Here is a 13,479-nt window from a genome sequence, read left to right on the forward strand (position 1 = left end):
GCCTCTACTAATAACTGCTGTCAAAAAATTGTCTGACGTATGACATTATTTATGTAATTCTTCTTAGATTCAAATACAAGCATTTTCTGTGCCACTAAATTAATTATTTTCAATGGTCGTGATGTTGATGACTATCAGCAGGTTGCACCGTATACTAACGGCTGTTTATGCACTTTTAAATGGATGTCACATGCAGTATTTGCCAATTTTTATGGATGTAAATAATAAAAACGTGCTGGTTGTTGGCGGCGGAGAAGTCGCAAGTCGAAAAGTTGACTTGTTGTTGAGTGCCGGTGCCAAGGTAACTGTGTTATCCCCACGTTTAAACGATACGCTGCAACGCTATCGTGATAATGCCAAAATAACAGTGATTATTGACGGCTATAACTGCAACTATCTCCTTGATTATGTGATGGTATGGGTAACAACGGATGATACTTTGCTTAATAAACAAGTATGGCAAGATTGTTGTGAACGTAACTTATTAGTCAATGTGGCTGATCAACCTGAACTGTGTGAATTCATTACCCCTTCGATTATTGACCGCTCGCCATTACAAATTGCCATCTCAAGTGGTGGGACTTCGCCTGTACTGATCCGCTATTTACGTGAAAAACTTGAAGCCTTATTACCTGAAACTCTGGGTCAACTGGGTACATTTGCCGGAGAGCAACGTGAGCGGGTCAAGCAACAGTTTAGTAGCGTGACAGAAAGACGTCGTTTTTGGGAACGTTTTTTCAGCTCTAAAGCCGTGACACTGGCCACTGATACCGTGCAACTACAACAAGAGTTTGATTTACAATTAAACACGCCAAATACCGACGTTGACGGTGATATTTATTTAATCCAACTGCCTGACGAAACGGACTTATTACGTTTAAGAGCCTTGCGTTTAATGCAGCAAGCGGATGTTATTTTATACGACGAGGACAGTGATGACCATATTGCTGACTTTGTTGAACTATGCCGTCGAGATGCCGAACGCTATCCTGTACTGAGTGATGATTTTGTTGTGCAAGCGCAAGTGCGTAAGCAGCAAGGTGAGCGTGTTTGTTTGTTAATAAATAATAATACACAGTTTGATTTATTAACCACAGAGCTCAACGCGGTTAGTGTTATCGCTTAATTATTTGTAGGACTGATTTTAAGATGTATTCAGGTTTTCTCATTGTTATCATACCCTTGGTATTGGGCTATCTTGTCGAATTAAAACAAGCTAAACATATTCATTGGATTAATGTTTGCACCAATAAAATGATCTACGTGATCTTGTTTTTGATGGGAATTAGCTTATCGCATCTGGATAATTTTTCGCAAAATATCCAGAATATCGGATTATACAGTTTTACGGTGCTCAGTTGTGTGTCAATCGCGAACTTAATGGCATTGTGGGGACTGGATAAACGTTTAACGAAAACGATAGCGGGAGAAGGGGAGTCATTAAGTAAATGGCATCTTATTTTAGAATCGCTACAGTTAATTTTTGTTATTGCTGCTGGTTTTATATTGGGTTTATTTGTGTCTTCAGAACTGATTGATATTGATGCAATCAGTGAAGGCGCATTGATATTGTTGTTACTGTTTATTGGTTGCCAGCTACGTAATAGTGGGATGAAGTTACGGGAAATTCTACTTAATACTTGGGGTATCAAGATTGCAGTGGTCATGATGCTAAGCTCTTGGTTAGGAGGGATGGCTGCAGCCTTGTTACTGGAGATACCGTTAACGAACGGTTTGGCCTTGGCATCGGGTTTCGGTTGGTATTCGTTATCGGGTATTTTGATTACAGATGGATTATCGCCAGTATTTGGTGGTGCGGCATTTATTATTGATTTAGGCCGTGAGCTGCTGGCTATTTTAATCATTCCATCATTGATTCGTTTATACCCATCCACTGCAATTGGCTATGCGGGGGCGACGGCAATGGACTTCACGCTACCAATGATCCAAAAGTCCGGTGGTAATAGTTATGTACCGCTCGCGATTGTTAGCGGTTTTATTTTAAGTTTATCGTCACCGTTATTTATTAGCGTGTTCTTGGCGCTGTAATCACGGAAACTTAGACTAATAAACCCAGATAAAAAAAGGGAGGTGCTGTCAGTCAGCGTCTCCCTTTTTGTATTTAATCCCTGAACAGGTTAATTTTTGAATTAGCTAATTTTACCTTCAACTAATAGCTGACGAATTAATGGCGCACAGATAAGCTCCATCGCCAGTGCCATTTTTCCGCCAGGTACAACCAAGGTATTGATACCAGAAATAAACGAACCATCGATCATGGTTAGCAAATAAGGGAAATCGACATTCTTTACGCTTTGGAAACGGATCACCACCAAACTTTCATCCAACGTTGGGATCGTTGTCGCACTAAATGGGTTTGAGGTATCGACTAACGGTACACGCTGAAAGTTAATGTGGGTGCGTGAAAACTGCGGAGTAATAAAGTTAATGTAATCGTCCATTGAGCGCACGATAGAATCTGTTACCGCTTCACGAGAGTGACCACGGTCTTCAGTGTCTCGGACTAATTTTTGGATCCACTCTAAGTTTACGATTGGCACCATGCCGATCAGCAGGTCAACATGCTTAGCTACGTCATTGTTTTTGGTTGCGACCCCGCCATGTAGACCTTCATAGAATAAAAGATCAGTCCCCGTTTCGATATCTTGCCAAGGGGTAAACGTACCCGGCATTAAGTTATACGGCACGGCTTCGTCAAACGAGTGCAGGTAACGACGGTATTTACCGCTGCCCTCACGCCCATAGTCTTGAAAAAAGCTTTCCAGTAACTCAAAATCATTGGCCTCAGGGCCAAAATAGCTGATATGCCGACCTTGTTCACGGGCTTTGCGGATTGCCACATCCATTTCGGGACGGGTATAACGATGAAAGCTGTCGCCTTCGATAAAAGACGCTTTGATGTTTTCTTGCTGGAACATGTGTGCAAAGGCCAAGCTAGTGGTAGATGTACCGGCGCCTGATGAACCTGTCACAGCAATGATAGGATGTTTTGCTGACATTTGATCGACCAACTAGTTGAATTTAAGGAAATAGAGCTATGTTATACGAGGTTAATGCTTTCAGATCAAGTATAAAATTTGCACGATTATTGTGGATTTTTAAGAACTTCGCTCTTGGCTAGGATGTTCACGCTATCATGTAATTCAGAGTAAACGATGACCACATCACCGCTTTCAAGTTGTTTGGTTACTTGACATACTTTTTCTGACATTGACATCTCGAGGGGGCCATAATCAGTACCTTCTCGTAGTACGAAATGTTCGATTAATGTATTTAGCGTATTCTTATCTATTTGTTGATATGGAATAATCATAATTGAGCTCTACGTTGTATGTACCAATAGTTTGCCTAATATTAACATATTTATTCTAATTGATTGCTAAATACAGTTAGCTTAAATACAATGATTCTCATTTAGATTTTTCTATTTATAATTCTCTAACTCTTACTTCATATTTAGTCGTAGTGGAATAACATGAACTATTCAGCAATTTGGTCAATTGGGTTACTTGCAGGTACATTAATGATGCCTGCTCAGGCTGCTCCCGCAACGAGCGAGCTTGATAATATTATTGGTAGCAAGCAGCAATCACAGGCGCAAGCACAACGTACTCAGGGGAATATTGCTGATCTCGATGACAAAACCAGTGAAACGGTCAGTGAATACCGCGCCTTGTTACGTGAAAATGCAGTATTGACCGCTTATACAGCGCAGTTAGACAAGCAGGTCTCGCAACAGCAGCAATTATTAATCAGTTTAGAAAAGAACATGGCGAGTGTCCGTGAAACGCGTATGGAACTGACCCCGTTAATGCAAGAAATGGTGCAAGTACTGACCCTGTTTGTCGAACAAGATACCCCTTTCTTATGGCAAGAACGTCAATTACGTTTAGCTGAACTCAACCGTTTATTAAATAACCCTAATATTAGTGTTGCGGATAAATATCGCCGCATACTCGAAGCTTACCAAATCGAAACTGAATATGGCGACACCATCGAAACATGGCAAGCACAATTGCCATTAAGCGATGCGGACAAAACCGTACAGCTTATCCGCGTTGGTCGGGTGGCTTTATATTACCTGACGCCAGATCATAACAATGCGGGCTATTGGGATAACAGCAGCCGTACTTGGTTAACACTACCAGCCAGCTGGTTAGCCAGAGTGAAGCAAGCTTATGACGTCGCGGATAACAAAACCGTACCGACGTTATTAGCACTGCCTTTATTAGAAACATCTTTATTAAAGGCGCACACTGTTCCAGTTACGCAACAGCAGGAGGCGCTATAATGACTATCATTATCTCTCTACTTAGGGTTGTGCTTAGTACTCTGCCTACACGTTGTAACGCCGTTATTATTGCCACTAGTTTGTTGATGTTCAACGTCTACGCCACACCACTGGATGATCTGCTAAAACAAGTTAAGCAAAGTAATGTGGCAGAAACCAAAATAGATAACGAAGCGTTAACGCGTTTTGAAAGTAATTTAGCGACGCAAAAAGCCAATTTAGCGAAACAAGCTAAGCGTAACCAAGCGTTACAACAAAAAATGACTCAGTTACAAAATACCATTGCAGGCAATAACAAACTGATTTTAGCCAAACAAAAATTAGCCAATAGTGAAAAGTCTGATCTGGATAAAGTGTTCAGTGAATTCCGCCGCGCCAGTCAGGACTTACGTGGTCAATTAAATAAAAGCCCATTAAGTGCAACACTGCCAGGACGTGCAACACAACTTTCTCCATACAGTGAAGCAAACTACGAACCGGACCTAGTTGCGATTAAACACTTATGGTTATTGTTTACCGAACAAATGGTCACGAGCAGTAAAGTGACGACTGCGGATATGTTAGTGACTATGGCCGATGGTCGTAAAAAAACCTTAGCTGTTACGCAAATCGCAGGTTTCACCGCGTTTTCAGCACAGGGCCCATTGTTGTACCAAGCTGGTAGTGAAAGTTATCAATTATTAACGCCAACCACAACGGATATGGCGGCACGTATTGCTGCATTTTCACAACCGTCTGAAGGTTTTGTTAGTACGCTGATTGATCCATCCGGTGGTGCATTGTTAGTACGTGCTGCACAGACTAGCGCGTGGTGGCAGGTATTTTCTGACGCGGGTGTTGTCGGTGGCATTATTGTCGCTGTGGGTATTATCGGCATGATAATCGGTTTATTCCGATTGTTGGTTCTGACGCGCGAAGCGAAGAAAATAGAATTACAAAAACAACAATTAGATAAACTGACGGATAACTCACTCGGCCGCATCATCGGTGTTGCCGAGCGTCACGAACACAGTAATACTGATGAATTAGCGCGTTTTCTTGATGAAGCGATTTTGGCTGAATTACCTGAATGTCGTAAAGGGTTAGGGTCGATCGCTGTACTGGCGACTATCGCACCACTGCTCGGGTTATTAGGTACTGTGGCGGGGATGATTGAAACATTTCAAGCTATTACCGCTTATGGCAACAGCGACCCACAAGTGCTATCAAGTGGTATTTCTCAAGCTTTGTTAACCACTAAGTTTGGTTTGATTGCCGCTGTACCACTGATGTTATTACACAGTTTATTAATCAGTAAAAGTGACAGTATCTTACATGTGATAGAACATCAAAGTGCAGGTTTATTAGCGCAGCGTCAACAGCGTCTCAGCTTATATGCCAATGAAGCAGAGCCTCGAGTAATGACTCATCAGCAGCAAGCGATAGGTAACGTGTAAGTATGTCTGGGTTTATGGATTTTCTTAGCAATGCATCGGTGATCTTTTGGGTTATTATGTTGTTGTCTGTGGTTATGTGGTGGACGATTGCTCGCTGCTATTTACAGTATGGATTGCAATATCCTGCATTGTCTAAACACTACCAAGGTGAATGGGCGCAATGGCAAGGCCAATCTCATTTACTGGCTGTCGCGGTGCGCGATGGCTTTATTTCTGAATTACAAAGTCGGCTCACTCGTAAGCTTATTTTTATTAAAACCTTAACCGGGGTTTTACCCTTATTAGGGTTACTGGGCACCGTCGATGGCATGATTGATAATTTTGCCGTGTTGTCTGACAGTCTCGGTGTATCGGAGTTATTTAACAGTGGGATTGCCCAAGCATTATTAACTACGTTAGCGGGGTTGGTCACGGGGCTATCTGGTTTGTTTTTTTGTCATAGTTTGAACAAACGGGCAAATTTATTGACCTCAGATCTGGCCCAAAAATTAGTTGTTAAAGGGATATAAATGAGAACGCGATTTAGCCGAAATAATAGTGATACGCTCACTGTCGACTTAACACCTATGATTGATATGGTGTTTATTTTACTTATCTTTTTTTTAGTGACTGCATCGTTTAATAAAATGAATGCGATTGATATTCAACGTCCCGATGGCGCGACGAATGATCTGCAAGGGTCTGTGAGTTTAGTTGTGTCTATCGATGCTGAAAATGGCGTTTGGATTGAAGGCGAACCCGTTGATATCCGCAAATTGCGTAGCCGAGTAAAGACCTTGAGTGGTGGTGATCATACTTCAGTGATGTTGAATGCTGATCGCACGGTTGATACCGGCCGTTTAATTGAAGTATTAGATCAAATTAGATTAGCTGGGGTGGACAATGTTGCAGTCGCAACAGCGGGGCAGTAAACGCTTTCGTTTAATCGCGCTTGTACTGGCGGTACTGGTTAATATTAGTTTAGCGGGATTAATTTATTCTCTCACTATTGGCGGGAATAAAGCGCCAGTGAACGATCCGATCACGATTAACTTTCGTCAGTTCACTGATTCGAATGTGGAAGAGCAGGACATTACCCCTGAGTTAGAGGTGCTCCCAGAGCCGAAACCACAGCAAGATATGGTTGCACTGCCACAATCGATACAGCCTAGTTTCGATGTGCAGAACATTAATTTAAACAGCAGTATAACCTTGCCAGCGTTAGCGGTGCCGACCTTTGATGTCTCACCACAATTTGTTGATGTCACGAGTTATATTCAACCCCAAGCCGAAGTCACGCCCATTGTAGTGGCGACTGTAGTACAAGCGACTACTGGTAAACCTGAAATTGGTTTTGCAAAAATATTACGTAAAACTGAACCGCAATATCCGTATAAAGCCAAACGCCTCAGGATTGAAGGGTATGTGGTGTTACATATCTTGATTAATGATGATGGTCGTGCAGAAGAGATTAAGGTTATCGAAGAAAAACCACGTGGTTACTTTGCTAAAACATCGCGTAAATCGGTGCGTCGTTGGGAGTTTGAAAAAGCCCCTATAGGTACTAAGGTGTGGAAAAAATGGAGAATGGGTTTTGAACTTAATTAGAGTGAAACAGCATTGTTCAGCCTTGCTATCTGGTACCTCGTTATGCTTGATGTTTTTATTGTTATTGCTTTCAATGACTAACGCAAACGCGAAGCAAGTTCCGGCATCTGTTTATAGTCGTTATATTAGCTTAACAACAGCCTTTACTAAAATGTCTGCACAAGACGATAAGCAAAGCAAAGCCAAGGTTCAATCTAACAATATTTTGATTAAAGATATCACTGATTTTTACCAGCAGCAGCGTGAACACTCGATAGAACGTCAATTGCTAGCCAGTAATTTACAGCTGCAAGTTCTGCTCATGCAGGAAGATTATCAGCAAGGCTATCAGGTGGTGAATCAGTTATTAGGTTTATCGCTCGAACTTGAGCAACAACTGACATTCCAACAACTGGCTGCACAGTTAGCCGCATCATTAACAGCAGACGCTGTTACGACGAAAGGACAAGCAACTAAGTCGTGGAGCGTGGTCGCAAAACACCTTAATGCTTGGTTTACGCTGGTGGACAAACTCGATGACAAACAACGCGCCAAATATAAAATAACTACAACCAAACAAGCCCGTAATGCCGCATTATTAGCGCAAGCCTATTATTTACAAGACAAGTTAACCGTCGCCCTTACGCCATCAAAACGTGCTTATCAATTAGTACCCAAAAATGAATCTTATCTGCAACTGTTATTAGCTTTGTTACAGCGTTTAGATCAGAACAAACAGCTTAATAAGTACCTTAAAATTGCGGTCGTGGATTTTCCTAAGGCAAAAGATTATTGGGAACGATTAGCGTATAGCTACCTGACTTTAGAGCAGAATAAATCCGCGTTATCGACATTGGCGATCACCCGTAACCAAGGTTTGCTCACCGCACAAGGTTATCGCGTATTAGCCTCGCTATATCTACAGCAGCAACAGCCTCGATTAGCCGCCGCTGTGTATTTAGAAGGAGCTGAAAAGAAATTATTGCAGCAAGATCGCGCTTATTTTAAGGGCTTGAGTAATGCGTGGTTAATGGCGCGTGAACGCAGCATGGCACTTATTGTGTTAGCACAGGCTGCTGACGCAGGTATTAAGTTTGCCAAACATGACCAACAGCAAGCGCAGTTATTGTATTTAGAAGCACGTTGGTCAGAAGCGGAATTAGCGTATGCAGCTTTGCTGGTTCATGGTGTTAAGGGCGATGATAAAAAGAGCTTACTCATGGCTGACAAATGGCGTTTTTTATTAGCCGTCAGCCAGATTGAACAAGGTAAAAAAGCACAAGCAAAAGATAATTTACAGCTATTACAGACCAAGCAATATCAAGGTTACAGTAAAGGCTGGTTAGCACAGTTGTAAATCATAATGTCATATTTAGTGATGATAAAATAGTTGTATATGCTAGTTAACTTTCTTTTGGTGACGTATTTATCTAATGATAACTAGGGCAGGGTTATTAAATGCCTTCTATAGTTAAATGATAAAAATTTATTGAAGGCAACCGTAATGAAACTATCTAATATAGTACAGCGTGGTTGGGAAGCCGTTGACGCAGGTGATTTTGATACCTTAGTCGCTGATTACACAGATGATATTACATTCATAATGCCGGGACAGGAGAATATAGTAAGAGGGCTGACGACGTTTCGCACTGTGCTAGACCAGCTGGGTGGCTTACTTCCACCTGGTTTCGAAATCATAGAACTTCGTCAGATTGAAGGCAAAAATGAAGTCGTCTCAATCGTTGAGTGGAAATCAAATAAAATAGAGTTCTCCGCATTATCCGTCTTGTTCAGATTTGAAGGTGACAAAATTTATGAGGAAAGGTGGTTCGTCGATACTGAACAATGGAAACGCCTATTTTGAACCATTGAGAGACATTATAATTTAAAGCGGGGCTTGTTATCATAGGATTAGTTCCGCTGCACATTCTTGCGATCACTTTTTATTTAGGTATCACGTGTAACTTTATCGTGCAAATAGACATACATTAAATTACGATTTGATTTGATGTGCACGTACCGTTACTTCATAAATAAAGAGTTAATAACTATGGCTTTAGCACCGATTAAAACAGCCGTTATCGGCTATGGTTTTTCTGCAAAAACTTTTCATATCCCCTTTATTACTAGCTTGCCTGACTTTGAGTTAGTTGCGATTAGCAGTAGCCAGCGTGATGCGGTTGTTACTGATTTTCCTACCGTAGCTCATTATACGACTGCCGATGATCTTTTTACGAACTCTGATGCCGAACTTGTCATTATTACTGCGCCCAACGATGTTCATTTTTGTTTAGCAAAACAGGCCTTAGAAAATAATAAACATGTTGTTCTCGAAAAACCGTTTGTCACCAATATTGCTGATGGTGAGGCATTAATCGAATTATCCGTCGAGAAAGGGCTTGTTCTGAGCGTTTATCATAATCGTCGTTGGGATGGTGATTTCCTTACCGTTAAAAAACTAATTGAAGACGATCGTATTGGGGAACTGAAGAGTTTCGAATCTCATTTTGACCGTTTCCGACCTGCAGTACGTCAACGTTGGCGCGAACAAGCAGCTAATGGTGGTGGTATTTTATTTGATTTAGGCCCGCATCTGCTTGATCAAGCGTTGGCATTGTTTGGTGTACCAGATGCGATCACCGCTCAATGTTTAATAATGCGAGAGGATTCAACGAACGTAGATTATTTTAATCTTGTACTGCATTACCCCAATCAAGTGACAACCCTACATGCAGATCTCTTCAGTGCTGGTCCAAATAAACGTTTCAGCGTTAAGGGGTCGAAAGGTAGTTATGAGAAATATGGATTAGATCCACAAGAAGCGCGTTTAATTGCAGGTGTATTACCTGTCGATGTATGCTGGGCTGATGAAACCGCTGAACAATACGGTTGTCTATATAGCGCTGATGATGCTGAAATAATAACAACGGAGCGTGGTTGTTATCAGCAGTATTTTTTTACAATGGCTAATGCGATTCGATTACAGACCAAACCACCGGTAACAGCAGGAGAAGCGTTGTTGAATATTAAATTAATTGAACTGGCTATGGAAAGTAGCCGCTTAGGTAAGACTTTATCTGTGACGTTGTAATGACAGTAGAGGCAGATATAAAATTTGCCTCTACTTGCTATGTCAGTTAAGCGTGTTCGCTTTCTTCAATCATTTCTTCAAGCTGTTCGTTCAAGTCCATCCAAGTGGTCTCAGCGTCTTCAATCGCCACAACAAAGTTCGCTTGCTCGCTTAATGCGGTTTTTAGCTTGGCCTTGTTTTGATCTTCATAAATACTGGTTTCACTGAGTTGTGCTTCAACGGCAGTCAACTTGTCGCCTAAGGTTTCTAACTGCTTGTCTAGTTTTTCGATTTGCTTGCGTACTGGTTGTGTCAACTTACGCAGTTCAGCGGCTTTACGCTTTTGATCTTTCTTTGCTTGCGCACTGTTGACGCCAGTATTCACTATTTGTGTAGCTTGCTTCTCAACTTTTTGTTGTTCGCTTAACCAGCGATGGTAATCATCGAGATCACCATCAAAGGGTAATACTTTCTTATCGTGTACCAAGTACAGCTCATCGGTTGTAGAGCGTAATAAGTGACGATCATGTGATACTACAACCATAGCGCCTTCGAAGCCTTGTAGGGCGACTGACAGCGCGTGACGCATTTCTAAATCCAAGTGGTTGGTTGGTTCATCAAGCAGCAATAGATTTGGTTTTTGCCATACGATCAGCGCTAATACTAACCGTGCTTTTTCACCACCTGAGAATGGGCGCACAATATCTAACGCTTTTTCACCGATGAAACCAAAACCACCTAAATATTTACGTAGCTCTAATTCTGTTTTGTCTGGTGCTAGACGAACCATGTGTTGTAGTGGCGTATCGTCTAAGCGTAAAAATTCTAATTGGTGCTGGGCAAAGTAACCTACTTTTGAATTAGGGTTAACTTCGAGTGTGCCTCTAATCGGCTCCATTTCAGCAGACAATAATTTAATCAGTGTTGACTTACCTGCGCCGTTACGACCGAGTAGACCAATACGACTGCCCGGGACGAGATTCAATTTAATGTTATCTAGAATTAAGGTATCGCCATAACCTGCACATACGTCCTCCATTGTTAACAACGGGAGTGGCAGGGCATCGGGTTTTAAGAAACTAAAGCTAAACTGTGAATCGGCATTGGCCGCAGAAATAAGCTCCATACGCTCCATCGCTTTAATACGACTCTGTGCTTGTTTAGCTTTTGATGCTTTGTAGCGGAAACGATCGATATAGCTTTGCATGTGAGCAACTTCACGCTGTTGCTTTTCAAACATCGATTGCTGTTGTGATAGTTTCTCGGCACGTTGTTTTTCGAACGAGGTGTAATCACCTGTGTATTCGTTTAGTTTTTGGTCTTCAACGTGAATGATCTTAGTAATAATGGCATCGAGGAAGTCACGATCATGTGAGATCAGCATTAATGTGCCATCGTACTGTTTTAACCATTTTTCTAACCAAATAACCGCATCTAAATCCAAGTGGTTGGTTGGTTCATCAAGTAGCAATAAGTCAGAACGACATAACAGTGCCTGTGCTAAGTTTAAACGCATACGCCAACCACCCGAGAAACTTTGTACTGGTAGTTGTTGTTTGTCTTCCGTAAACCCTAAACCCGATAACAGTTCAGAGCAACGGGCGTTAATGCTGTAAGCACCAATCGCATCTAGCTTGCCGTGGAACTCTGCAATTTTATTACCGTTATCTGCTGCTTCAGCTTGTGCAAGACCAGCTTCTAATTGACGGAATTCAGTGTCGCCATCCAGCACATAATCATGGGCACTACGATCAAGCGCGGGCGTTTCCTGTTTCACACTAGAGACTTGCCAGCTGCTTGGATAGGTTAGGCTACCGTTATCCAAACTAATTTCATGGCGAATAAGGGCGAATAGGCTGGATTTACCACAACCATTCTTACCGACTAAACCAACCTTTTGACCTGGATTGATTTTGGCACTGGTATTCGTAATAAGCGGCTTGCCGCCACGCAGAAGTTCAATATCGCTAGCTATGATCATATGAGGGCTATTAGTAACTATAATTGCGGCGATTTTAGCGGATTTATGCGCAGTTTAAAATGTTAAACTTTGAAATTTGTACTAAGAATAAAGTACACTTATAGTTAAACGATGGTAATAGACCAATTATCAGCAACGATAGGCTGATGATTTAAGTTAACTTACATCGTAAATGACTGGGAGGTTGCTGTGGTTGAACGGAAGAAAAAACGCTTTGTCGCCGGCGCTAAATGCCCGACGTGCAATGAAATAGATGTGATCCAGCTATTTCAAGTGAATGGGGTAGAAACAATTGAATGTGTCAGCTGTGGTTATACCCAAGCGCAAGCCGATGGAGAGGTGAGTACCGCCACCCGCGATTTTGAACAAATGATTGGTGTTTTTAAGCAATAGCCTTGTTTAAAGACAACCATATATAGTTAATCAGGAATGAAGAGAATAGATATGTTTATTGAAGCAAACTCAGTAGTAGTACTACACTTCGCAGTAACAGACGATAAAGGCGAGCTTATCGATGATACGCGTGATTCACAACCACTGGAATTCTTAATGGGTTCTGGTTACCTTGTTCCTGGTCTTGAAGCTGAATTAGAAGGCCTAGCAGTAGGTAACGAATTTGACGTAACTATCCAGCCAGAACAAGGCTACGGCATTTATGATCCAGAACTTGTTCAAGAAGTACCTGCTGAGTTATTCGAGGGTGTTGAAGGCGTTGAACCGGGTATGGCATTCAGTGCTGACACTGATGCAGGTCACCGTACTGTTATCGTAACGGCAGTTGAAGACGACATTATTGTTGTTGATGCTAACCACCCATTTGCGGGTCGTACACTGCAATTTAACGGTGAAGTTATCGGTATTCGTGAAGCAACTGAAGAAGAGCTAGAGCATGGTCATATTCATGGCGCTGGCGGTTGTGGTCATGACCACGGACACGACCATGATCATGAAGGCGGCTGTTGTGGTTCTGAAGAACCAAAAGAAGAGAAAAAAGATGGTTGTTGCGGCGGCCACTAGTCGTTAGCCATCTTGGGGGCGTCGGTTATTGATTGTCGATGACCCACAATAACAATTAAATTTCGGTTTAATTAAAAGCAAAATGCCAGTCACTGTG

At 41.9% G+C, this 13,479-nt stretch carries 15 protein-coding genes; 12 read left to right on the forward strand and 3 right to left on the reverse strand.

The window, feature by feature from the left end; translation table 11 throughout:
* Positions 1-190: 190 nt before the first annotated feature.
* Both HWV01_RS02395 and HWV01_RS02400 read left to right on the forward strand, forming a co-directional pair.
* Positions 191-1,126, forward strand: coding sequence for a bifunctional precorrin-2 dehydrogenase/sirohydrochlorin ferrochelatase (locus HWV01_RS02395; protein WP_211673914.1), 936 nt, complete (start codon positions 191-193; stop codon positions 1,124-1,126).
* Between the two features lie 23 nt (positions 1,127-1,149).
* On the forward strand, positions 1,150-2,049 hold the full coding sequence (locus tag HWV01_RS02400) for a lysine exporter LysO family protein (protein ID WP_211673915.1): 900 nt from the start codon (positions 1,150-1,152) through the stop codon (positions 2,047-2,049).
* 101 nt (positions 2,050-2,150) lie between these two features.
* Here HWV01_RS02400 and HWV01_RS02405 read toward each other — a convergent pair whose 3' ends face one another.
* Positions 2,151-3,020, reverse strand: coding sequence for a phosphoribulokinase (locus HWV01_RS02405; RefSeq protein WP_211673916.1), 870 nt, complete (start codon positions 3,018-3,020; stop codon positions 2,151-2,153).
* 86 nt (positions 3,021-3,106) lie between these two features.
* On the reverse strand, positions 3,107-3,334 hold the full coding sequence (locus HWV01_RS02410) for a YheU family protein (protein WP_211673917.1): 228 nt from the start codon (positions 3,332-3,334) through the stop codon (positions 3,107-3,109).
* Between the two features lie 162 nt (positions 3,335-3,496).
* Between HWV01_RS02410 and HWV01_RS02415 the strand changes: the two genes are divergently transcribed.
* The 8 genes from HWV01_RS02415 to HWV01_RS02450 all read left to right on the forward strand — a co-directional run bounded on the left by HWV01_RS02415 (position 3,497) and on the right by HWV01_RS02450 (position 10,405).
* Entirely contained in the window at positions 3,497-4,312 is an 816-nt protein-coding gene (locus tag HWV01_RS02415; protein WP_211673918.1) for a DUF3450 domain-containing protein, read from the forward strand.
* A complete protein-coding gene (locus tag HWV01_RS02420) occupies positions 4,312-5,748 on the forward strand; it encodes a MotA/TolQ/ExbB proton channel family protein (protein ID WP_211673919.1) in 1,437 nt (478 codons plus the stop codon). Before HWV01_RS02415 ends, HWV01_RS02420 begins: the two co-directional genes overlap by 1 nt.
* 2 nt (positions 5,749-5,750) lie before the next feature.
* Positions 5,751-6,257 (forward strand): MotA/TolQ/ExbB proton channel family protein, encoded by a 507-nt coding sequence (locus HWV01_RS02425; protein ID WP_211673920.1) that lies wholly within the window; start codon positions 5,751-5,753, stop codon positions 6,255-6,257.
* Positions 6,258-6,659, forward strand: coding sequence for a biopolymer transporter ExbD (locus HWV01_RS02430; RefSeq protein WP_211673921.1), 402 nt, complete (start codon positions 6,258-6,260; stop codon positions 6,657-6,659).
* Complete coding sequence (locus HWV01_RS02435) at positions 6,631-7,335, forward strand: energy transducer TonB (protein WP_211673922.1); 705 nt, start codon at positions 6,631-6,633, stop codon at positions 7,333-7,335. Before HWV01_RS02430 ends, HWV01_RS02435 begins: the two co-directional genes overlap by 29 nt.
* Positions 7,322-8,671, forward strand: coding sequence for a hypothetical protein (locus tag HWV01_RS02440; RefSeq protein ID WP_211673923.1), 1,350 nt, complete (start codon positions 7,322-7,324; stop codon positions 8,669-8,671). The genes HWV01_RS02435 and HWV01_RS02440 overlap by 14 nt, the downstream gene beginning before the upstream one ends.
* A 147-nt stretch (positions 8,672-8,818) precedes the next feature.
* Entirely contained in the window at positions 8,819-9,178 is a 360-nt protein-coding gene (locus tag HWV01_RS02445) for a nuclear transport factor 2 family protein (protein WP_211673924.1), read from the forward strand.
* Positions 9,179-9,364: 186 nt separating this feature from the next.
* A complete protein-coding gene (locus HWV01_RS02450) occupies positions 9,365-10,405 on the forward strand; it encodes an oxidoreductase (protein ID WP_211673925.1) in 1,041 nt (346 codons plus the stop codon).
* A 46-nt stretch (positions 10,406-10,451) separates the two neighbouring features.
* On the opposite strand, the gene HWV01_RS02455 is transcribed toward HWV01_RS02450, so the two are convergent.
* Complete coding sequence (locus HWV01_RS02455) at positions 10,452-12,365, reverse strand: ABC transporter ATP-binding protein (RefSeq protein WP_211673926.1); 1,914 nt, start codon at positions 12,363-12,365, stop codon at positions 10,452-10,454.
* Positions 12,366-12,554: 189 nt separating this feature from the next.
* On the opposite strand from HWV01_RS02455, the gene HWV01_RS02460 reads away from it, so the two are divergent.
* Both HWV01_RS02460 and slyD read left to right on the forward strand, forming a co-directional pair.
* Positions 12,555-12,758: a YheV family putative zinc ribbon protein gene (locus tag HWV01_RS02460; protein WP_045111893.1), complete on the forward strand. Its 204-nt coding sequence runs from the start codon at positions 12,555-12,557 to the stop codon at positions 12,756-12,758.
* A 51-nt stretch (positions 12,759-12,809) separates the two neighbouring features.
* On the forward strand, positions 12,810-13,382 hold the full coding sequence (gene slyD, locus HWV01_RS02465) for a peptidylprolyl isomerase (RefSeq protein ID WP_211673927.1): 573 nt from the start codon (positions 12,810-12,812) through the stop codon (positions 13,380-13,382).
* Positions 13,383-13,479 lie beyond the last annotated feature (97 nt).

It is taken from the genome of Moritella sp. 5, assembly GCF_018219455.1.
Taxonomy (GTDB): Bacteria; Pseudomonadota; Gammaproteobacteria; order Enterobacterales; family Moritellaceae; genus Moritella.